We start from the raw sequence: 22,572 nt of genomic DNA on the forward strand, positions 1-22,572 counted from the left end.
CTGTAATAGATTGTCGAAAATGCCTAAAAAATTCGCTGAATCAAGTTTTTTCACTTCACACGCAAATCGTAAAAACCGCCAATTTGGCATCAATTTATCCGGCGGGGCTTCCTTGGCTGCTCTGGCGGCGGGATTGGCTTTGGGGGGTGGTGTACTGCTGGCTCCGTCCGCTTACGCTTTAACGGGTATAGTTGCGACGGGCAGCGGCCCCGGCGCGTTGACGGTTTCGGCACCTGCGCCTGTAACGGAAACCAATGGAGATGGCATTCAAGCCACCAACAATTCACCCGGTACCAGTTTGACGATTACCGCCACCGATGTGTCCGGTAGCGAAGACGGCATCGACGCGCGCAACAACGGCACAGGCACCTTGTCAGTGACATCGACGGGGAACGTGACCGCGGTACGCAATGGTATATTCGCCCAGAACTTTGGCACGTATCTGAGCGTCGCTGGCACTTCGGTTTCCGGCAATGCTGGTGTCGTTGCGACCAACGCCGGTACTGGGTCGCTCTCGGTGTCCATGACCGGTACAGTGACTGGTACCGACGGTCGGGGCATCGCGGCCAGAAACCAGGGCCCCGGGTTCAATCTGCGAATCAATGTTGCGGGTGTCACGGGTACTACAGATGGTATCTACGCAGACAACGCTGGCAGAGGCGAGCTGCGGGTGACCTCCACCGGATCGGTTGCCGGCACAAGCCGCTATGGCGTATTTGCCCGCAACTCCAATGCTGGTACCAATCTTACGGTCCGGACGACATCGGTGTCGGGCGGGATAAGTGGCATTTTTGCCCAAAACAGCGGCACAGGCGCTTTTGCCTTGGCATCGACGGGGGACGTGACCGGGGGAAATACTGGTATATTGGGAAGCAACTCTGGCACATATATGACCGTCACTGGTACGTCGGCTTCAGGCGGCATAGGTGTCGATTTACAAAATGACGGCACGGGAACGCTCACGTTATCCATGACCGGGAACGTTACCGGTACCTCCGGCAATGGCGTAGTCGCCACAAACCAGGTCACCGGATCGGATATGGGCATCAACCTTGCGGGTGTCACGGGCGCGAACCACGGTATCTACGCCCGCAACCTTGGCACCGGCACAATGTCGGTGACCGCCACCGGAACGGTTACCGGAACAATCGGCAATGGCGTCGCTGCGTATAACTATGGCACCAACCTTAGTCTCGCCACTGCATCGGTGTCGGGCGCTAGACACGGTATCAATGCCGTCCAATATGGCACCGGCGCATTGCGGATTACCTCAACGGGGACAGTAACGGGATCTCAATTCAACGGGATCAGTGCCACCAACACCGGCGTTGCAACGGACGAAATCCGTATTACCACAGCGAGCGTGAGCGGCGTTACCGAGGGTATTTTTGCGCAGAATCTTGGTAGTGGCAGCCTATTTGTGACGTCAACCGGCGTCGTATCCGGCACAATCGGGATCAGCGCGTCCAACTTCTCCAGCTTAGCAGGCGAATTGGGAATTTCAGCAGCGCAGGTAGATGGCCAAATTGATGGTATTTCTGCCTATCATGCCGGGACCGGCGAGTTGACGATAAGAACGACGGGGCCGGTAACGGGGCAAAGCCGATTTGGTATCACTGCGCAAAACACGGTCAACGCAACGGGTAACCTCAATATTTTTGCAGCAGACGTAACTGGTTTATTGAATGGTATTTCCGCCATTAATAACGGCAGTGGTGGGATATTCATCACATCCAGCGGGCTGGTGACTGGACAAGCCGGTATCGGCATACAGGCCAACAATGGCGTCAATTCAATCGAAGACCTCTCGATCACTGCAGATCGCGTAATTGGCGGCGCTACCGGTATCGATGCGCGTAATTATGGCACTGGTATGATTACGGTTACGGCGACCGGCAACGTAACGGGCGGTGGTGACGGTATTTTGGCCTTGAACGCATCGGGCAGTGAACTTGTGATCTCTGTCGCTGGCGTAACCGGTGGTACCCAGGCCGGTATCAACGCGCGGAATTATGGAACCGGCACGGTGTCGATTGCCTCAAGCGGCGACATATCCGGTGGTACAGACGGTATCTTTGCGCGGAATTCTATCGCAGGGGCTGGCCTTGGGATCAATGCTGTTAACGTTAGCGGCGGCGATACCGGCATTGATGCGCGTAATGACGGTACAGGTTCGGTGGTAATAACGACGACCGGCGACGTGTCGGGTGGTGTTTATGGTATTTCTGCCGTCAATGGTGTCAACGGCTACAGCCTCCAAATTTCTGTAAACAATGTCTCTGGCGGCACCCAGAGCGGCATTCACGCCATCAACAATGGTACAGGACTATTGGAGATTACGGCGACGGGTAGTGTATCCAGCACCGATTCTGATGGTATTTTTGCTAGAAACAATAATAATGGTATTTACTTTAATGTCTCTGTAGACGACGTAACCGGTGGACACGACGGTATCAACGTACTCAATTATGGTGTTGAAACGCTGTCTATTAGCTCGACCGGATCCATATCTGGAGGCCGTTACGGAATTAAGGCCACTAACGATCCATCTGGCATTGATATCAACATCTCTGTCGTCGACGTAACTGGCGGCGCTACTGGCATTGATGTAAACAACCAAGGCATCGGCGGCATCTCGATAATCTCAACCGGGACGGTTACTGGATCTGGAGGCCGCGGGATCAGTGCCACCAACACCAACCTCGCATCAAGCGATACCACTATCACTACCGCAAGCGTGAGCGGCCTTACCGAAGGTATTTATGCGCAGAATTTTGGTAGTGGCAGTCTATCCGTGACCTCAACGGGCGTCGTATCCGGCACAATCGGGATCAACGCGTCCAACTTCTCCAACTTATCTGGCTATTTGGCAATTTCAGCAGCGCAGGTAGATGGCCGAATTGATGGTATTTCTGCATATCATGCCGGGTTCCGCGGGCTGACGATAACAGCGACGGGGCCGGTAACGGGGCTAAGCGGGTTTGGTATCTCTGCGCAAAACACTGTCAACTCAAGGAACAACCTCAATATCAATGTGGCGGACGTAACGGGTGGATTGCATGGTATTTCCACCACTAATAACGGCAGTGGTGGGTTGGTCATTACATCCTACGGGCTGGTGAATGGACAAGCCGGCATCGGTATCCAGGCGCTCAACGCCGCCAACGCATTGGCTGGCCTTGGGATCAATGCTGTTAACGTTAGCGGCGGTGATACCGGCATTGATGCGCGTAATGACGGTACAGGTTCGCTGCAAATAGTGACGACCGGCGACGTGTCGGGTGGTGGTTATGGTATTTCTGCCGTCAACAATATCAACGGCACCAACCTCCAAATCTCTGTGGCCAATGTCTCTGGCGGCACCCTGAGCGGCATTCACGCCATCAACTATGGTGGCGGGGCATTGAATATTGCGGCGACGGGTACTGTATCCAGCACCGATGCCGACGGTATTTTTGTTAGAAACTATAATAATGGTTCGGACCTTACTATCTCTGTAGCCGACGTTATCGGTGGCAATAACGGTATCGATGCGCATAATCGGGGCTATGGTGCGCTGTCCATTACCTCCACAGGTTCGATATCTGGCGATCAATACGGAATTGTTGCCCGCAGTGAATCATATGGCACTGATTTCACCATCACGGCCTTGAACGTAACCGGCGGTTATACTGGCATTAGTCTATCCCACCTAGGCACGGGCGCGTTATCGGTAACGACAACCGGCGCTGTAACTGGCGCAGGCCATAATGGCATCGAAGCTATCAACGCCCTTACGGGTACGAGCGTTACGGTCGCAGCTGCCGACGTCACTGGCAGCTATTCCGGTATTGTTGCCTTTAACCAAGGTATCGGCGCGTTGTCGGTGACGTCGACCGGGGTTGTGACCGGCATCACGGGATACGGGATTACAGCAACCAATAATGGTACAAACCTTAGCATCGCCGTCGCTGATGTGACGGGTAACGCGGACGGCATCCACGCCGTTAACTTTGGCACGGGCGGGTTGTCGGTGACGTCGACGGGTGCAGTGACAGCAGCCCTTGGACGCGGCATTTCTGCGGTCAATTATTTGAACGCTACGGGTAACCTCACCATCTTGTCCAATGTGGTGACAGGCGGCTCTGACGGTATCTTTGCGGACAATAATGGTACGGGCGCGATGTCCATCACGTCAACCGGGACGGTAACCGCAACAACCGGCAGTGGGATATATGTCTCTAACGGTATGTACTCCACTGGCGGTCTAAGCATTTCGACAGCCCAAGTTTCTGGCGGCGGTAACGGCATTATCGCCCAAAATTTGGGTAGAGGTGCGCTATCCATTGCCTCGACAGGTCCTGTTACAGGAACCAATGGCCTTGGCATCAGCGCGATCAACGATACCAATTCAACTGCGGGCCTTACGATGTCGGTTACGGACGTCACCGGAACAATTGGTATCTTCGCCCGAAACCTTGGCGCTGGCGCGATGTCGGTGACGTCAACAGGCGTGGTTACCGGCACAAGCGGCTATGGCATTACTGCCCGCAGCGCTGGTACCAACATGACCGTTTCTGCGGCTACGGTCACAGGCGAAACTGGTATCCAGGCAAGCAATAGCGGCACTGGCTCGCTCTCGCTGAGCGTGACGGGACCCGTCACCGGAACCGTCGATAGGGGTATATCGGTAAAAAACGCCACCACGGGGAGAAATCTGACTGTCAATGTGGCTGACGTCACAGGTGTTTTGGATGGCATCGTCGCAACCAACGATGGTCGCGGCGCAATGTCGGTGACCTCCACCGGAACGGTGTCCGGAACAAGCCGTTATGGCCTGTTGGCCCGTAACTCGGGCACGAGCCTTTCGATCTCCACAGCATCGGTGTCGGGCGGATTAGACGGCATTTTAGCGGAAAATAATGGTACCGGCGCACTTTCCTTGACATCGACAGGGAACGTGACCGGCGCGCGCAATGGTCTATTTGCCCGCAACTATGGCACCAACATGACCATCGCCGCTGCGTCGGTTTCAGGCGGCACGGGTATCAACGTACGCAATGACGGCACTGGCTCGCTCTCGGTGACCTCGACCGGGACAGTGACGGGCACCGTCGGTCGGGGCATAACCGCCTTAAACCAGAACACTGGTTTGAATCTGGACGTCAATGTTGCTGGCGTCACGGGCGCTACGGATGGTATCTACGCCGGCAACCTTGGCTCCGGCGCATTGTCGGTGACCTCCACCGGAACGGTTGCCGGAACAGCCGGCATTGGTCTCTTCGCCCGCAACTTTGGTACCAACCTTTCGGTCTCCACCGGATCGGTGTCGGGTGGGGCAGATGGTATTTTGGCGAGAAACTTCGGTACAGGCGCACTTTCGATAACATCTTCGGGGAATGTGACCGGGGTCAACTTCGGCATACGGGCCCGCAATTATTCGGGTACCGGCCTGACCGTCTCCGCCGCTTCGGCTTCCGGCGGCACTGGTATCAACCTGCGCAACTACGGTACGGGTTCGCTCTCGGTGACCACGACCGGGTCAGTAACTGGCACCACCGGCAGGGGGATACTCGCGGTAAACCAGAACACTGGGTTGAATCTGACTGTCAATGCGGCTGCCGTCACAGGTGCCACAGACGGCATCTTCGCCTTCAACTATGGCGCGGGCGCAACGTCGGTCACCGCGACCGGAACGGTTACCGGAACAATCGACAATGGCGTTTATGCCGCCAATAATGGCACGGACCTTACGATCACGACAGCAACGGTGTCGGGTCGTGCAAGTGGCATTGTGGCAGTAAACGACGGTACCGGTGCGCTTTCGATTACATCTTCGGGCAATGTGACCGGGACTGCCTATTATGGTGTCTACGCCCGTAACTTTGGTACCGACCTGACCATTGCTGCGGCTTCGGTTTCAGGCAACACGGGTATCGATGCTAAAAACTATGGCACTGGATCGTTCTCGGTGACCACGACCGGAGCCGTGACGGGCACCGGCGCTAGGGGCATAACTGCCATTAACTACAGCAGCGGATTGGACCTGAGCGTCAATGTTGCCGGTGTGACCGGCGCCACTGATGGCGTCTTTGCCCGCAACCGTGGCAGTGGCGCATTGTCGGTGACCGCAACCGGAACCATTGCCGGCACAAGCGGCGTTGGCCTTGTCGCCCAGAACTATGACGGCACGAGCCTGACAATCTCCACGCGATCGGTGTCGGGCGATGTAACGGGCATTTCTGCACGAAATGATGGCACCGGTGCTTTGTCTTTGACAGCGACGGGGAACGTGACCGGTGTAGGCGGTGCGGGCATAGAAGCCGATAACGATGGCACGGACCTGACTGTTTCCGCCACTTCGGTGACGGGTGGTTCCAACGGTATTGTGACCCGAAACTTCGGTACTGGTTCGCTCTCGTTGACCGCAACGGGGCCAGTTACCGGCACCACCGATAGGGGTATATTTGCGGTAAACGAAAGCAGCGGGACGGATCTGGACATCGTCACAGGTGCGGTTGCCGGAGGTATTGACGGCATTTACGCCCGAAACCGTGGCAGTGGTGCGTTGTCGGTGACGTCGACCGGAAACGTAATTGGTACAGATTTTTACGGTATAAATGTCCGAAATTATGCCTCTGGCTCAGACATGACTGTCACCGCGACATCGGTGCAGGGCCAAGCCACCGGTATATTGGCGGTGCATGGCGGCACAGGCGATCTCACGGTGACGTCGACGGGTCTTGTGACGGCAACAAGTACGGCGGGTATTCTTGCCATCAACGGCGCGTTGGGTGATAATCTATCCGTTTCGACCGCATCTGTTTTGAGCGGCGGGGACGGGATTAACGCCACCAATAATGGCACAGGCGCGCTGTCGGTGACCGCGACCGGCACCGTAACGGCGACCGGTGGCTACGGCGTGTATGCCGTTAACAATGGCACTGACCTTACGATCACCACTGCATCGGTCTCAGGCGGCACATTTGGTATCGTTGCAATAAACAGCGGCACCGGCACCTTATCGGTCACAACATCGGGTGCGATTAGTGGTGGAACTGGCGCAGCTATTCTGACGGCTTCAGGCTCTGGTGGTGCAGTCGCGATTACGCTGCTTTCGACGTCCAGTGTCAGTGCCACCTCTGGTGTGGCTATTATCGACGGCGATGGCGACGCGGTTGTCACGATCAACGCTGGCGCTGTTGTGAACGGCAGCATCCAATTGGGCGACGGTAACGACACCGTCAACGTCGCGGCCGGCACGTCACGGGATGGCGTGACTGCGTTTGACGGTGGTTCAGGTTCCTTCGTCGATACACTCAATATCAATGCTGGTTGGGGCGGCGCGTTACGTGGTTGGGAATTCATGAATGTGAACACCGCTGGTGGCGATATTGCCATCACCGGTGCGATTTCTGGCACAGGTGTGTTGACCAAGACCGGCACGGGTGTGATGACCCTGACGGGCGTTAACACCTTCACGGGCGGCACGACCATCACGTCGGGTACCCTGATCGGTAATACGCAAAGCTTTGGCACGGGTGCTATCGTCAACAACGCATCGCTTGTGCTGAATCAGACCACCAATGCAAGCTTTGCCACGCTGATCTCCGGCACAGGTTCGCTGACCAAATCCGGCGCGGGCTCACTGACCCTGACGGGTGTTAACAGCTTCAGTGGTGGCACGACCATTTCGGCGGGCACCCTGATTGGTAATACGCAAAGCTTTGGCACTGGTCCTATCGTCAACAACGCTTCGCTTGTCTTCGATCAAGTCGCTGCGGGCAGCTTTGCCGGTGCGATCTCGGGTACAGGTTCGCTGATCAAGTCCGGCGCAGGTGCACTGACCCTGACCGGCGTTAACAGCTTTACCGGTGGCACGACTATCTCGTCGGGTAGCCTAATTGGTAACAGCCAAAGCCTTGGCCGTGGCGCCATCGTCAACAACGGATCGTTGGTGTTCAATCAAGCCACTGCGGGCAACTTTGCCGGTACGATCTCGGGCGTAGGTTCGCTGACCAAATCTGGTGGTGGTGCGCTGACCCTGTCTGGTATCAACAGCTTTACCGGTGGCACGACCATCTCGGCGGGCAGCCTGATTGGTAATACGCAAAGCCTTGGCCGTGGCGGTATCGTGAACAACGCGTCGCTTGTCTTTGATCAAGCCGCTGCGGGCAGCTTTGCCTCGGTGATCTCGGGTAGAGGTTCGCTGACCAAGACAGGTAGCGGTGCGCTCACGCTGACGGGTGTTAACAGCTTTAGTGGTGGCACGACCATCTCGGCGGGTAGCCTGATCGGTAACACGCAAAGCTTTGGCACTGGCGATATCGTCAACAACGCATCTTTGGTGCTTGATCAGACAACCGACGCAAGCTTTGCTGCTGCGATATCGGGCACTGGCTCGCTGACCAAGTCTGGCGCTGGTGCGCTGACCCTGACGGCCATCAACAGCTTCAGTGGCGGGACAATGATCTCGGCGGGTAGCCTGATTGGTAACATACAAAGCTTTGGTACCGGCGATATCGTCAACGATGCATCTTTGGTGCTGGATCAGACAACCGACGCAAGCTTTGCGTCGGTGATGTCGGGCACAGGTTCACTGACCAAGTCCGGTAGCGGTGCACTGACCCTGACGGGCGTCAACAGCTTCAGTGGCGGCACGACCATCGCGTCGGGCAGGCTGATCGGTAACACGCAAAGCCGTGGCACTGGCGCGATCGTGAACAACGCATCGCTTGTGTTCGACCAAGCCGATGCGGGCAGCTTTGCTGCTGCGATATCGGGCACTGGTTCGCTGACCAAGTCTGGCGCTGGTGCACTGACCCTGACGGGTGAGAGCAGCTTCACAGGCACAACAACGGTAACGGCGGGCCGCCTCAATGTAAGGGGGTCGCTGGCAAAATCTGCACTGACGTTGCAAAACGGCACGTCATTAGGCGGTAACGGCACTGTTGGGTCGTTGGTGGCACAATCGGGTTCGACGGTATCACCGGGTAACTCGATTGGTACGCTTGCCGTGAGCGGCAACCTGACATTAGCTGCAGGTTCGCTGCTGGCGATCGAAGCATCGCCGTCGGGTGCAGATATGGTGACGGTCACAGGAACCGCAAATCTTGCAGGTAACCTGACCATTACGCCGTCCACGGGCCAATATACGTTCTTCCAGCGCTTTGCACTGGTATCTGCGAACACGGTCACCGGGACTTTTGCAAACAGTAGCGTGGGCGACTTTGGTCCGAAGTTCCTGCCAAAGCTGATTTACGATGCGACTTCGGTTGCGCTGCGGCTTGATCCCAAGTCTCTTGTTGATGTGAGTGGCGGAACGTTGCGCGGCAACGCTCTGGGCTTTGCTACCGCTTTTGATACCGCCGTTTTTGCCGGTTATAATCCTGAGCGGTTTGTGAACCTGTACACGCAAGGTGCGGACCTGGCTGGAGCACTTGGCCAGTTCACAGGCGAGCGGTACAGCGCCGAACGTCAATCGACGATGCAGGGCACACATGTGGCGCGCGATGCGGCATTTGCAGCACTGAACGATGACATCGTTTATGCTGTGGATACGGTGTCTGAATCCAAATATGCCGGCGACACGTTGACCACGATCTGGATGCGTGCCGCAGGTACTTGGGGCACAGTCAAAGGTGATGGCACAGGCAGTCGGTACAAAACCGATCAAACGGGTCTTTTGGCAGGCATTGATATCAACAGTGGCGGCTTCAAGCTTGGAAGCATGTTCAGCCAGACCAATACAGATGTAAATCTCTATTCTTTCGGGCAATCGAACATCGAAAGTTTGGGCGCTACCGTCTATGCAGGATATCGGCGTGATACATCCGGCTTTGCTATCGGCTTTGGTGGTGGCTTTGCCAGCAACACGGCTGTGGGCAGCCGTGCGATTACGGTGCCAACCTTTGCGCAGGCACTGGTCGGCAAAACAAAAAGCACATCGCTGCAATATTTTGCCGAGGCCTCTTATGATTTTGTGGGCGCCGCCAATAGCCGCATTGAACCCTTTGCGCGGATTGCACGGGTAGAGTTGGACAGCAAAGCCTTTGCTGAAACCGGTGGCAGCGCCGCTGTGCATGGTGACAAGCAAAGCAACAGCCTCACAATGGCCGGGGCTGGTGTCCGCGGTGCGCATGCAAGTGCCAATATGACGTTGACTACATCTATTGGCTGGCAACGGACCATTGGCGATCTGTCAGCGCCGACCAATTTGGAGCTCACGTTGATCGACACATCATATGAAGTGCACAGCGCAGCGTTTGATCGCAACGCTGTGACCTTGGACACGCAAGCCAGCTTCCGCTTGTCGTCACATTTGATGTTTGGTATTGGATACAATGCATTAGGAGGCAAAAACAGCCGCAGTCATGGTGCGCGTGCAACAATAAGGTATGCATTTTGACAAAGACTAGTCCTAAGGTTGAAACCCCTGCCGCGGCGCAGGAAGATGTAACCACGTTCAGCCAGTCGGATGGTCTTGTCCGGCATCTGGCTGCGCAACGCGCATCGTTGATGTTCTCGTCCTATCAATCGGGACTGCTGTATATGCTCGGGCATACCGCCACTGGCGGCGGGCATTTGCACCAGTCTGCGATGGACAAGCCGATGGGGATTTGGGTTGAGGATGAAAATGCCTTTACCTTGTCCGCTGGCTATCAAATCATGCGGTTCAAAAACGGGTTGGAGCCTGAGCAACGGGTCAATGTTCAATTTGATGCCTGCTATGTCGCCCGCGAAACCCATTTTACGGGCGAGCTCGATGCGCATGACATTGGCATTGGCCGCGATGGGCAGCCCATATTTGTCAATACGCGCTATAACTGCTTGGCGACGACCGATCCGCGGCACAGCTTTCGTGAACTGTGGCGGCCATCCTTTATCTCGGCTTTGGTCGACGAAGATCGCTGTCACTTGAACGGACTGGCGATGGATAATGGCGAGCCTGCGTATGTGACTGCTGTGAGCCGTTCAGACACGATCGATGGGTGGCGTGACCGGCGGCATGATGGCGGTGTGATCATCGATGTGCGCAAGAACAAGGTCATTTGCGAAGGGCTTTCCATGCCGCACTCCCCGCGGCTGCACAATGGTGAGCTGTGGGTGCTGAACTCTGGCACGGGCGAACTTGGCGTTGTGGAAGGCGCAGCGAAGGGCAAGGGCAAGTTTGTGCCACGGGTGTTCTGCCCTGGCTTTGCCCGCGGCCTCACCATACGCAATGGCTTTGCCTATATCGGCCTGTCCAAGCCGCGCTACAAACGCTTTGAAGGGCTGGCGCTGGATCAGAAGTTGAAAGACGCCGACAGCGAGCCATGGTGCGGCATCCAGATCATCGATCTGGCCAAAGGAACCTGCGCTGAATGGTTCCGCATTGATGGCGCGGTCAAAGAGATTTTTGACGTCGCGGTTATCACCGGCCATGCCTGCCCCATGTCCATCGGCCCCAACGCACCCGAAATCATCAAGTTCGTCACCCACGCCGCCTGAACGGGCGGTTTGGGGGGCAGCTGCCTATAACAGAGCAGATCGCGGTTGTCGGCATTGGCCAGCAACCGCTTGTTCATTGGATGATGCCGCAAGCGCCAAAGGCGGACAGTGGCTAAAGCCGCTTGGAACAGCCTAGATGTTCTGATGCTATCCGTGACCGCGTAATAGCTTGGCCCATGTGCGCCCCGGTGTGGAACAATAACCCTATTCAGGCGCTTTATCTGCTAGAGTTTGATCAGGTAACGGCATGATGATAGCCCTCACCAATGTTTTGAAAGTTGGCTATAATGCGTAAAAGATGGATTTTGTTGGCTGCCGCGGGGCTTGCCGGTGTCGGTGCGATCACTTGGAGTGCTATGGCAAGTAATGTCGAAACGCCTGATTACGCGGTATCCAGCAAAAGCGGCAACCTAGAGATCCGCGAATATGGCCCGACAATTGTTGCAGAAGCAACGGTGGAAGGGGAACGGGATGCAGCGATACAGCGCGGCTTCCGGATTATTGCGGATTATATTTTTGGCAACAATCTATCGTCGACAAAAGTCGCGATGACTGCGCCGGTGATGCAGCAGCCCAGCGAAAAGATCGCCATGACCGCACCAGTTATTCAGCAGGCGTCAGGCAAATCGTGGAATGTGCGTTTTGTGATGCCTTCAGAATATACGATGGAAACGCTGCCTAAGCCCGTCAATTCCAAAGTCGCGTTGATTGAAGTGCCAGCAATGCGTTTTGCGGTGATCCGCTTTTCGGGTTTCGCGGGTCAGGGTTCACTCGACGCGCACGAAGCTGAGCTACGGGCATTCATGGCTGAGCGCGGCCTAACTGCCACCAGTGCGCCCCAATACGCATTTTACAATGCGCCTTGGACACTTCCGTTCATGCGCCGGAATGAGGTTATGATCGAAGTTACCGGTAAATGAAGATCACTCATTCATTTGAAGAACAGTGATGGTGTCAGCGATACGGTTCTGCATTGCTAACGACAACACCCTCTTTCAAATGCAGTTCCCGAGAACGACCGTCGTCATAAAGACCGAAAGTAGCATCGGCATTTTGCTGAATTTCAAGTAGCGTTAAACCGGCACCGATGGCGTGCACTGTGCCAGGAGTGACGGGAGCAGGTCGGTATTGCCTATGCTGCTCTGTTTAGCGTCATGCAGCGTTGGTTAATTCGACACAGCTTATGGCGCGTTGGCCGCTGTGGCGGTCCAGTTGGATGACAATGTCGATCATGGACCGCGCGTACTCCATCGTTTCGAGGCGACCAAGGCCAAGCCCGGCCTGCATACACATGAAGGCAATTTGTTCGAACGCACCTTGGGGTGAATTGGCGTGCACCGTACTGATGGAACCGGGGTGGCCGGTATTGATCGCCCGCAAAAACGTGACTGTTTCGCCGCCACGCAATTCGCCCACGATCAACCGGTCCGGCCGCATACGCAGCGATGCGCGCATAAGATCGTCCACCGTCACGCGTGCCTCACCTTGATCGCTGGCCACAGCGACCAAGCCAAGCGCATTGTCGCTGCTCAGGCGGATTTCAGGTGTATCCTCAATGGCAATGACGCGCTCATGTTGCGGAATTTCCTTTAACAACGCGTTGAGCAATGTCGTCTTACCGGACGACGTTCCGCCAGAAATGAGGATCGTTTTGCGCGCCGCAACGGCCGCACGGAAAAAGCCAAGATAATCTTGTTTCTGCAAAAGCGCCGCAAGCATGGGGCTATCATCCGCGGCATTACGCGCCGATGGCAGCGCGCTTTGTTCAAAATAGCTTTCCAGCATCATGTCTTGCAACCGGTGTTTGCGGATCGCGAGCGCAACCTCGCCGCGCGTTGCCGGCGGCAACACCATCTGCACGCGGGCACCGCCCGGCAATATGGCGGCGAGCAACGGACTTTCCCGGCTAACCCCTTGGTGGTTGATGCGCGCGATCTGGTGCGCAAGGCGTTCCAGCAACTGGCTGTCAATTTGTGGTGCGTCGTGGCGCTCCATCTGCGCCAATCCAAGCCGCTCAACCCATATTTCATGCGGCCGGTTCACCAATATTTCGGTCACATCATCGCAGGCCAGCCATTCGCGAAATGGCGCTAAATAACTGTTGAGATAGACATTTTCGGCATCGCCAGCCACGGGCGCTGAATGGCTCATTGCGCATCGCCGTCGGTGCCCGAAAAATCGAGGTCGCGGGCGATGAAGATACGGATGGCTGTCCCTTGCGCAACTTTTACCGTCGGCGGAATGTTGATGTCCCGCTGCAAGGCAATACCGGCAACGCTTTTGGCATCATCGGCGGTGCGGACGATGACATCATTGCCACCCTGCTGCAAAAGCCCAAGGCCGGATTGCACAACGGACAACAATATCGCCGAACCAAAGCGCTTTAGGAAGTGGCTATCCACTTTACCCCCTAAGCCCGCACGGCCAAGCGGGTCGGTGACGGGCGAGCCTAGCGACACGGTTACGCCATCGGGGCGGGTCAGCCGTGTCCAGACGATGAACGCGCATGATTGCCCCGCGGCGAGGCCCGAGCGATATTGCCCGATCAGGCGGCTTCCGCTTGGGATGAGCACCCGTCGGCCGTCAAAGCCCATGACGTCGCGGCTAACCACGGCACGCACATATCCGGGCAGATCTGAGTTTATCGCCGTTTCAAGGACGCCCGCGATAATGGCGCCCTGCGGTACCGTATAGCTGCTGTTGGCGATACGCACCGCGCGGGCAGGGGCATTTTCGCCCGCTGCAACGCGGTCAGAAAACCTGTCTTCCGCGCTCAAGTCGTCATTTTTGGCACCTGCCAGACCCGGCGTGGGCGGGACCATGGCGACGCCGCCTTTTGTGGTATCCACGACGATGCCCGGCGCTTGAAAGCGGTTCGGACCAACCGCTACGGGGCCAACGATGCCTAGCGCTGCCCCATTTGGGGTATTCACGGGCGGCGGGACAAGCACGGGCGGCGGCAATTCCGGTGGGCCCGGACGCAACGTTGGTTGCGGCACAAGACCGCCGGGTGGCACAACTGCAGTTGCGGTGCGGGCGGCGGCCTGTGCCGCTACTTGGTCTGCTTTATTCCGGCTGTTGGCCAAGCTGCTAAAGGTTAAAATGGCAAGCAAGCCAATGCCCACAACGCCCAATTTCATGCCCGGGGATAGGCCATTTGGCATGGCCACCGGCGACAAAATCCGTTGGCCGTTTGCTTCCAACGGTTTCAGTCGATCAATATGCGGCAACACTCGCCACATGGTTCGGCGTAGCGCCTAGCGAACTACCCAGCATCGCGCCCAACATTGGTCGGTTTGACGGCGCTAATTTGGGCTTCATGCAATAACTGCCAACGGCATCCTAGAGTTATCCTGCGTGCTTGCTGGAAATTCAATGATGCCATGAAGTGGGCAAATATCGGCCCGTACGTCATTGAAAGTAATGGTAGACGCTGAGGGGTTCGAACCCACGACCCGCTGATTAAGAGTCAGCTGCTCTACCAACTGAGCTAAGCGTCCCCATTTCGGGCTGGCCAGATGCGCAGGCCCGTTTGGAGCGCCGCCTTTGATGGGTTTCGTGGCCTTTGTCAAGCATGACAAAGCGACTTATTGGAATTGTCCACGCTTTGCGCCTGGGTGACGCTCGATCGACATCATGATTCCGACGCACAGCATCATGGTGAGCATCGATGAACCCCCGTGGCTGACAAAAGGCAGGGGGATGCCCGCGACCGGCGCGAGGCCCACAACCATCAGAAGGTTGATCATGATATAGAAGAAAATGGTGCAGGTCAGGCCGGCGGCCACGAGCTGCCCGTACCGCGTCTTGCTCTGCATCGCGACGCTCAGGCCCCAGCGCATAAGCAGATAGTACATGAACAGAATGAAAAAGCCGCCGACGATGCCCCATTCTTCCGCCATTGTGGCAAAGACGAAATCGGTATGTCCTTCCGGCAGATAATCGAGATGGCTTTGGGTGCCGTTACCAAAGCCTTTGCCGAATATGCCGCCTGATCCGATCGCGATTTTCGACTGGGTGATATGATAGCCAGCACCAAGCGGATCATTTTCCGGGTTGAGGAAAATCAGAACGCGATCTTGCTGATATGCCTTTAATCCAAAGAAAAACACCAATGGCGCAAGAACGGCGACGCCGACACCGGCGCTGATGAAATATATGAGTGGCAGGCCAGCCATGAAGCCAACGACACCCAGCCCAAAGGCATAGGCAATGGCGGCGTCAAAATCAGGCTGAATGATCACCAATATGCTTGGCAGCAACAGGATAGCGCCCAGCGGCCAAATGGCGTCAAATCCGTAGATACGGTTCGGTGGAAGCCGGTCGAAAAACCATGCGGCGGCAAGAACCATCACGGGCTTCATCAGCTCGGATGGCTGAAGCGTGATGATGCCAAGGTTAATCCAGCGTTGGCTGCCGCCGCCCACAAAGCCCATAAGCTGCACCACGACAAGCAGGAAAAGCAGCAACAGATACAAGGGAAAAGTCATCGACTTCCAGAATTCAAGCTTCATCCGCGACATCGCGATGGCCATGGCCAGCAGGACCACGAACCGGACGACATGCTTTCCAGCCCATGGTTCAAAATGACCACCTGCTGCGGAATAAAGCACCGTCGCGCCAAAGCCGACCAAAGCCGCCAATATGAAAATCACGCGCCACGGCAGCGCTGCGATCGGGGTGGGGACTATGCCGTTCATGTCGTCGGATCCAGCGGCGGGGGTGCCGCCGGTTGACCTTGGAAGGCCGCATATTTGGACGCCATACGCTGTTCGATATTGCCACCCCAGCCAGCTTCGAGCGCTTCCAACGAAGCCATCGCTTTTTCCCGGTCATACAGGAACGTCAGAACGTCTTTCGCGATTGGTGCTGCGGCGCGCGCGCCGCCCATGCCATGTTCAATGACGACCGACGCGCCATAGCGTGGGTTATCGACGGGCGCGAAGCAAACGAACAGGCCATGGTCGCGATATTTCCACGCGCCCGATTGCCCGCGCTGCGATCCTGCAATGCGGCGCACTTGCGCGGTGCCGGTTTTCCCGGCCATCGCGATACCCGGAATGTCCAGCCGGCTGCGTACCGCGGTGCCATCGCCGTTGACGACGCGGTTCATGCCTTCGCGCACAACGGCCAAATGTTCTTCGGGGAAGCTGAGCCTGCCCGGCGCTGGGCGTTTTTTGAGGATGATTTCAGGTTGAATGTTCAGACCCGATGCGATGCGCGCCGCCATTATGGCCAATTGGAATGGGCTAACCGAAACATAGCCCTGACCAATGGTCGCATTCAGCGTGTCAGACTCGCTCCACTTTTGGTCATATTTACGCATTTTCCATGCGCTATCGGGAATGGTGCCATATCGTTGCGACGGAAAGGGAAGGGGGAACTCCTGCCCCAGACCAAGCGCCTTTGAAAATGGTGCAATCGCGTCATAGCCAATGCGGCGGCCCATCGCATAAAAATAGGTGTTGCAGCTTTTCATCAGCGCGTTGGCCATGTTCATCGGACCGTGACGCCCGAGGCATTTGAAGACGCGGTTACCCAGCCGGTATCCCCCGCCACACACAACGGTTTCTTCGGGATCGATGCCATGATGCAGCATCGCAAGTGCCGCCGCTGGTTTCACTGTCGACCCCGGTGGATACAGCCCCTGCAATGCTTTGTTGAGCATCGGAATATGGTCATCCGAATTCAGCATTTTCCATTCGACGCGGCCAATGCCATCGGAAAAGCTGTTGGGATCATAACATGGCATGGACGCCATCGTCAGTATGTCGCCCGTCAGGCAATCGAATATCACCACGGAACCGGACTCCAGCCCAAGTCGGCGGGCGGCATAATTGTGCAGGTCGATATCGATGGTCAGTTGAACGGGTTTTCCCGGTATGTCAGGCCTGGTGGCCAAGTCGCGGACGATCTTGCCGCGGGCGGTAACCTCGGTGCGCTTTGCGCCGGGTTCGCCCTGCAAGCGGTCCTCGAGCGTCTTTTCGAGGCCATCCTTGCCGACCTTGAAACCCGGGGTAATCAGCAGCGGGTTTTTGTTCTTCTGATATTCTTCGGCCGATACCGTGCCCACATAGCCGATGAGATGGCCGACCGCCGCGCCGCTTGGGTAAAAGCGCGAATAACCCTGCCGCGGGCTGACCCCGGGCAGGTCGGGCAAGCGGACGCTGACCGCGGCGAAGCGTTCATAATCGAGCCCGTCGGCAACCTGAACCGGCTGAAAGCCCTGCGCCATTTTCAACTCGCGATGAATGCGGTCGACATCGTCGGTCGACAAGGCCAGCAGCTCCGCCAGCGTCTTGACGGTCTGTTCTTTATTGACGAGCCGGTCGGGGATGATGTCGACACGAAAATCGGCGCGATTGGTTGCGATGGGTTTGCCATAGCGGTCAACGAACCAACCGCGACGTGGCGGGATGATGGTGAGGTTGACCCGATTACTTTCGGCCAGCAGCTTATATTTTTCGTTATCGGCCACGGCGATATAGGACATACGCGCTGCCACTGTCAGGCCGATTGCTGCCTGCACGCCCCCCACAAAAGCGGCACGGCGGGTGAACGTGAAATCAAGCTGTCCTGATGTAACCTGTTTTTCGACCTTCATGTTGCCAATCGCCAGCTGTCGAGACGCGCGCATATTCGCACGGCCAGCGGATATAGCAATATGGACAATATGATCTGCGGAATCAAAACAGCGGGACCAGGCGCGGCGTGCGCCATGCCCGCAATCCACAATCCACCCAACAGCACAGCCGCGATAACAATAGCCGCAATAAGCCAATCCTGAATATGATCGCGCCAGATAGCCCGCGCATCGATAATCTCGATGAAAAGCATAGCGAGCGACCATAGCAATCCCGCGCTGCCAAAGGGCTGGCCGCTGAATAAATCGTCCATCAAACCAAATGGCACGCCGGACCAAACGGGCAGAAGCCCGGGACGCATCAGACGCCAGCTTAAGAACATCAACAGTCCGAGTGGCGGCAGCAGCGGTTCTTCGGTAAATATCGGCAACGCCGTAATCATCGACGCAATAGCGACCGACGTAATGGGAATGGCCAGCATCTTGAGCAGCGATTGTTCGCGGTCAAAACGGGATTCATATTCCCGTGCCGGACGGGTTGGCAGGCGAATGGTCGTCACCGGAATTTTCATTCCGCAACTTCCTTGGTTTCACCGTCAGGCGCCACCGCCTGCTGGGCTGCGCGTGCTTCACCCTGATATGGTCGTATCACCACGGCATAGGGCGTGTTGCCCGGGTCGGCATAGGGTATCGCCAACGCACCATCGCTGGTTTTTTTGATAACGCGCGCGAAAGGAATATTGGGCGGATACAGCCCGCCATTGCCCGAGGTGACGATGATATCGCCGACCTTGAACGGGCTTTCGCCCAAGTTCAACGGCTTGATCAGCACCGTGCCATTGCCAAGCCCTGCCGAAAAGGCGGGCAGGCCATCGCTGACGCGCATGACAGGGACCAGGTTTTCAGCGTCGGTGACGAGAAGAATACGTGCCGTTGTCGGGCCGGTTTCGATAACGCGGCCAATCAATCCGGAAGGACCGCGCACAGGTTGCGCGCGCTCCACGCCAAAGTTGCGGCCGATGGACAATGTCGCCACGCGCCGTGTGCTGGATGCGGTGGAGCTGATGAGGCGGCCAACGGCGACTTGGCTTTCGCTGTCTTCGGACAATTTCAGCAATCCGCGCAACCGCGCGTTTTCGACGCGCAAGGCTTGCGCCTCGATCAGCTTTTTCCGGTTGGCCTCTGCTTGCTTTTGAAGCGCGGCATTTTGGGAACCTGCGTTGATATAAGCAGCCACGGTCGCATTCATGTTCTGCGTCGATCGCCGGACATTGCTGAACACACGCGCAACCGGCGCTGTTATTTCTGCCCCTGCAGCCCGAAGCGCGGAAAAGCCGGCAGGATCCGCCACCGATATTGCCAGCAACAAGGCAGCCACCATCGTTCCTGCAATCGCGACGACATAGGTCACGAACAGGCCATATTGCGCCTTTCGGGAAAATCCGGGGCGCCGGTGTTTGGGCGGCGCCATGCTGAGACCTATATCAGGCGGTCAGCAAGACGCCACGGAAGATGGGGTCTTCCATCGCCCGGCCTGTACCGATTGCAACGCAGGTCAACGGGTCTTCAGCGACCGTGACCGGCAGTCCGGTTTCATCACGCAGATATTCGTCGAGGCCAGCCATCAACGCGCCGCCACCTGTTAGAACAATCCCTTGATCGACGATGTCCGCAGCCAGTTCTGGCGCGGTATTTTCAAGCGCGATGCGCACACCTTCAAGGATGGTGCCAATAGGTTCCGACAAAGCTTCGGCAATCTGGGCCTGGTTGATCGTAATTTCCTTTGGCACGCCGTTTACAAGATCGCGGCCCTTGATATGCAATGTCTGGCCAACGCCATCGGCTGGCGGACGTGCGGTACCGAAATCCTTCTTGATCCGCTCGGCCGTCGCTTCACCGATCAACAGGTTATGGTGTCGTCGGACATATGAAACAATCGACTCGTCCATCTTGTCACCTCCGGTACGAACCGAGGTGGTGTAGGCAAGGCCGCGCAGCGACAGGACGGCAACTTCGGTGGTGCCACCGCCGATGTCGACAACCATCGAACCGATAGGCTCAGTCACAGGCATATCAGCGCCGATGGCTGCAGCCATGGGCTCTTCAATCAGGAACACTTCGGACGCACCCGCGTTGGATGCAGCATCGCGAATCGCGCGGCGCTCGACCGATGTCGAACCCGACGGAACGCAGATGACGATTTCGGGGTAGCTGAACATGCGGCGCTTGCCGTGCACTTTGTGGATGAAGTGCTTGATCATCTGTTCCGCCACATCGATGTCGGCAATAACGCCATCACGTAAGGGGCGAATGGCTTCAATGCTGTCGGGGGTCTTGCCCATCATCAGCTTTGCATCGTCGCCAACGGCCTTTACGCGCTTGATACCGTTTATGGTTTCAATCGCGACCACCGAAGGCTCGTTCAGGACAATCCCTTGACCGCGTACGTAGACAACCGTGTTTGCGGTGCCGAGGTCGATTGCCATGTCTTGTGATGCGAAACGGAAAAACTTGCCAAATACCATTTAATTTCCACCCAGTCCGTTTTGGAGAGACTCCTTTGGAGCGCGTCCAAATAATCGCGCGGTCCTAGCGGAATTTGCTGTTTTTAAAAACAGATATTTGGCTGGAGTGCGAACGATTAAGGAGTCGCTTGGGCTGTGCGCTTGGGCTAGGAACCTGCATATGTCAATAAGAAGACTCCCTGAAAACCTGGTCAACCGCATAGCCGCCGGTGAAGTGGTGGAAAGACCAGCCAGCGCGTTAAAAGAGCTGGTCGAAAACGCCATCGATTCGGGCGCCCGTAATATTTCGGTGCGGCTGGGTGCGGGCGGCATCGACTTGGTCGAAGTCACCGATGATGGCTGCGGCATGTCGCCTGCCGACATGGCGTTGGCATTGGAACGCCACGCGACGTCGAAACTACCTGATGAAGATATCGAAATGGTTTCGACTTTGGGTTTCCGGGGGGAGGCTTTGCCATCCATCGCCAGCGTGTCCAAAATGACGCTGGAAAGTAGGCCAGCTGGCGCCGAAGGCTGGACGCGGACGGTGGACCATGGCGTGGTGACAGGTGAGGGGCCTGCCGCACTGCCGCATGGCACACGCGTTCGCGTTGAAAATCTGTTTGGCAATGTGCCTGCCCGCCGCAAATTCCTGCGCAGTGCGCGTGCCGAATATGCCGCCGCGCTCGACGCCATTAAGCGGCTGGCGATGGCGCGGCCGGACATTGGCTTTACCGTTGAACATGACGGCCGGCGCGTGCTGGCGGTGCAACCCACCAGCGCGCGGTCCGAACGCGTCGCCGCGCTGACCAGCGGGGAGCTTATCGACAATAGCGTTGCACTTGATTTTGAACGCGAAGGCGTGCGCCTTGGCGGGGTAGCGAGCCTGCCCACCTATAATCGCGGCGTTGCCGACCACCAGTTCCTGTTCGTCAATGGCCGTCCGGTAAAGGACCGCCTGCTGATTGGCGCTGTGCGCGGCGCTTATGCCGAAATGCTGGCGCGGGACCGGCATGCGGTGGTGGCGCTGTTCATTGATCTGCCGCCGACGCAGGTCGACGTAAACGTCCATCCGGCAAAGACCGAAGTCCGCTTTCGCGAACCAGCGTTGATCCGCGGCATGATCATATCGGGGCTGCGCCATGCGCTGGACCAGTCCGGTTTCCGCGCGGTGCAACGACCATCGGCGGACGCGCTTGCCGCATGGCAGCAGGAACCGATCCAGACCGCGCAAGGCGATATTTTTGCGAAACCTGCTGCCGCGATAGGATCTGGCTATCAGGGGCAATATGGCCAGCGTCCGACTTATCCGTCGGCATATGAAAACCGCAGCAGCTTTGCCGATTTGGGCGCGATCCCGGGCGAAGACCTTGCGCCTTTATGGGGCAGGGCCGCCGTCGCCCACGAACCCGTGCCCGAACGCGCCAGCCACCCGCTTGGCGTCGCGCGCGGGCAAGTGGCCAACACCTATATCGTTGCCGAGGCCGAAGACGGCCTTGTCATCGTTGACCAACATGCCGCGCATGAACGGCTCGTGCTCGAACGGATGCGCAAGGCGATGGTGGCGGCAGGCGGCGCGGTGCCGTCGCAAGCGTTGTTGCTGCCGCAAGTCGTTGAACTCGATGAACCCGCCTGCGACCGGCTGGAGGCGCGGGCCGATGAACTGTCCGCATTTGGACTAGACCTCGAACGCTTTGGCCCCGCTGCCATGCTCGTGCGCGCCACGCCAGCGGTGTTGGGTGATGGCGATGCCAAGGGATTGCTGGAAGATCTGGCCGACGACCTTGCCGCTTATGATGAAGCCTTGTCGCTAAAAGAACGCATCGACCATGTCGCCGCAACGATGGCCTGCCACGGCTCCGTCCGCGCTGGCCGTGTGCTGTCAGTTACGGAAATGAACGCCCTGCTCCGCGAAATGGAAGTCACCCCGCACAGCGGGCAGTGCAACCACGGCCGGCCAACTTGGGTGAAGCTGGCGTTGGGTGATGTGGAAAAGCTGTTCGGCCGGAAGTGACC

Annotated in this window: 11 protein-coding genes and 1 tRNA gene; 4 read left to right on the top strand and 8 right to left on the bottom strand. The window is 57.2% G+C overall.

Going from position 1 to position 22,572, the window contains the following annotated elements; all coding sequences use genetic code 11:
• The first annotated feature begins 112 nt into the window (after positions 1-112).
• The 3 genes from GGR91_RS02535 (at position 113) to GGR91_RS02545 (ending at position 12,389) form a co-directional block, all read left to right on the top strand.
• The gene (locus GGR91_RS02535; RefSeq protein WP_183939750.1) at positions 113-10,387 is read left to right on the top strand and encodes an autotransporter-associated beta strand repeat-containing protein; all 10,275 of its coding nucleotides are present in this window, start codon (positions 113-115) and stop codon (positions 10,385-10,387) included.
• Positions 10,384-11,469 carry a TIGR03032 family protein gene (locus GGR91_RS02540; protein WP_221204201.1) on the top strand — a complete coding sequence of 362 codons (1,086 nt, stop codon included), beginning with the start codon at positions 10,384-10,386 and terminating at the stop codon, positions 11,467-11,469. The genes GGR91_RS02535 and GGR91_RS02540 overlap by 4 nt, the downstream gene beginning before the upstream one ends.
• 287 nt (positions 11,470-11,756) lie before the next feature.
• Positions 11,757-12,389: an SOUL family heme-binding protein gene (locus GGR91_RS02545; RefSeq protein ID WP_183939752.1), complete on the top strand. Its 633-nt coding sequence runs from the start codon at positions 11,757-11,759 to the stop codon at positions 12,387-12,389.
• A 232-nt stretch (positions 12,390-12,621) separates the two neighbouring features.
• On the opposite strand, the gene virB11 is transcribed toward GGR91_RS02545, so the two are convergent.
• The 8 genes from virB11 to GGR91_RS02585 all read right to left on the bottom strand — a co-directional run bounded on the left by virB11 (position 12,622) and on the right by GGR91_RS02585 (position 20,577).
• On the bottom strand, positions 12,622-13,620 hold the full coding sequence (gene virB11 / locus GGR91_RS02550; RefSeq protein WP_183939754.1) for a P-type DNA transfer ATPase VirB11: 999 nt from the start codon (positions 13,618-13,620) through the stop codon (positions 12,622-12,624).
• Positions 13,617-14,711 (bottom strand): type IV secretion system protein VirB10, encoded by a 1,095-nt coding sequence (gene virB10, locus GGR91_RS02555; protein WP_183939757.1) that lies wholly within the window; start codon positions 14,709-14,711, stop codon positions 13,617-13,619. The genes virB11 and virB10 overlap by 4 nt, the downstream gene beginning before the upstream one ends.
• Before the next feature lie 182 nt (positions 14,712-14,893).
• Positions 14,894-14,969 (bottom strand) — tRNA-Lys (locus GGR91_RS02560).
• Positions 14,970-15,056: 87 nt separating this feature from the next.
• The gene (rodA, locus tag GGR91_RS02565) at positions 15,057-16,169 is read right to left on the bottom strand and encodes a rod shape-determining protein RodA (protein WP_183939759.1); all 1,113 of its coding nucleotides are present in this window, start codon (positions 16,167-16,169) and stop codon (positions 15,057-15,059) included.
• The gene (gene mrdA, locus GGR91_RS02570; protein ID WP_183939761.1) at positions 16,166-18,073 is read right to left on the bottom strand and encodes a penicillin-binding protein 2; all 1,908 of its coding nucleotides are present in this window, start codon (positions 18,071-18,073) and stop codon (positions 16,166-16,168) included. The genes rodA and mrdA overlap by 4 nt, the downstream gene beginning before the upstream one ends.
• Positions 18,070-18,624 (bottom strand): rod shape-determining protein MreD, encoded by a 555-nt coding sequence (gene mreD / locus GGR91_RS02575; RefSeq protein WP_183939762.1) that lies wholly within the window; start codon positions 18,622-18,624, stop codon positions 18,070-18,072. Before mreD ends, mrdA begins: the two co-directional genes overlap by 4 nt.
• Positions 18,621-19,523: a rod shape-determining protein MreC gene (gene mreC, locus GGR91_RS02580; protein WP_183939764.1), complete on the bottom strand. Its 903-nt coding sequence runs from the start codon at positions 19,521-19,523 to the stop codon at positions 18,621-18,623. The genes mreD and mreC overlap by 4 nt, the downstream gene beginning before the upstream one ends.
• Before the next feature lie 13 nt (positions 19,524-19,536).
• A complete protein-coding gene (locus GGR91_RS02585; protein WP_183939767.1) occupies positions 19,537-20,577 on the bottom strand; it encodes a rod shape-determining protein in 1,041 nt (346 codons plus the stop codon).
• 160 nt (positions 20,578-20,737) lie between these two features.
• On the opposite strand from GGR91_RS02585, the gene mutL reads away from it, so the two are divergent.
• Positions 20,738-22,570, top strand: a complete 1,833-nt coding sequence (gene mutL, locus GGR91_RS02590) for a DNA mismatch repair endonuclease MutL (RefSeq protein WP_183939769.1) — start codon at positions 20,738-20,740, stop codon at positions 22,568-22,570.
• Positions 22,571-22,572: the final 2 nt, after the last annotated feature.

Origin of the sequence: Sphingorhabdus rigui, assembly GCF_014196595.1 — a bacterium.
In the GTDB taxonomy this organism is placed as follows: Bacteria; Pseudomonadota; Alphaproteobacteria; order Sphingomonadales; family Sphingomonadaceae; genus Sphingorhabdus_B; species Sphingorhabdus_B rigui.

What these genes read in the sequence shown, in the direction of transcription:
- GGR91_RS02545 (WP_183939752.1), top strand. Translation starts at nt 11,757, where the DNA reads ATGCGTAAAAGATGGATTTTGTTGGCTGCCGCGGGGCTTGCCGGTGTC.
- virB11 (WP_183939754.1), bottom strand. Translation starts at nt 13,620, where the DNA reads ATGAGCCATTCAGCGCCCGTGGCTGGCGATGCCGAAAATGTCTATCTC.
- virB10 (WP_183939757.1), bottom strand. Translation starts at nt 14,711, where the DNA reads ATGTGGCGAGTGTTGCCGCATATTGATCGACTGAAACCGTTGGAAGCA.
- rodA (WP_183939759.1), bottom strand. Translation starts at nt 16,169, where the DNA reads ATGAACGGCATAGTCCCCACCCCGATCGCAGCGCTGCCGTGGCGCGTG.
- mrdA (WP_183939761.1), bottom strand. Translation starts at nt 18,073, where the DNA reads ATGAAGGTCGAAAAACAGGTTACATCAGGACAGCTTGATTTCACGTTC.
- mreD (WP_183939762.1), bottom strand. Translation starts at nt 18,624, where the DNA reads ATGAAAATTCCGGTGACGACCATTCGCCTGCCAACCCGTCCGGCACGG.
- mreC (WP_183939764.1), bottom strand. Translation starts at nt 19,523, where the DNA reads ATGGCGCCGCCCAAACACCGGCGCCCCGGATTTTCCCGAAAGGCGCAA.
- GGR91_RS02585 (WP_183939767.1), bottom strand. Translation starts at nt 20,577, where the DNA reads ATGGTATTTGGCAAGTTTTTCCGTTTCGCATCACAAGACATGGCAATC.
- mutL (WP_183939769.1), top strand. Translation starts at nt 20,738, where the DNA reads ATGTCAATAAGAAGACTCCCTGAAAACCTGGTCAACCGCATAGCCGCC.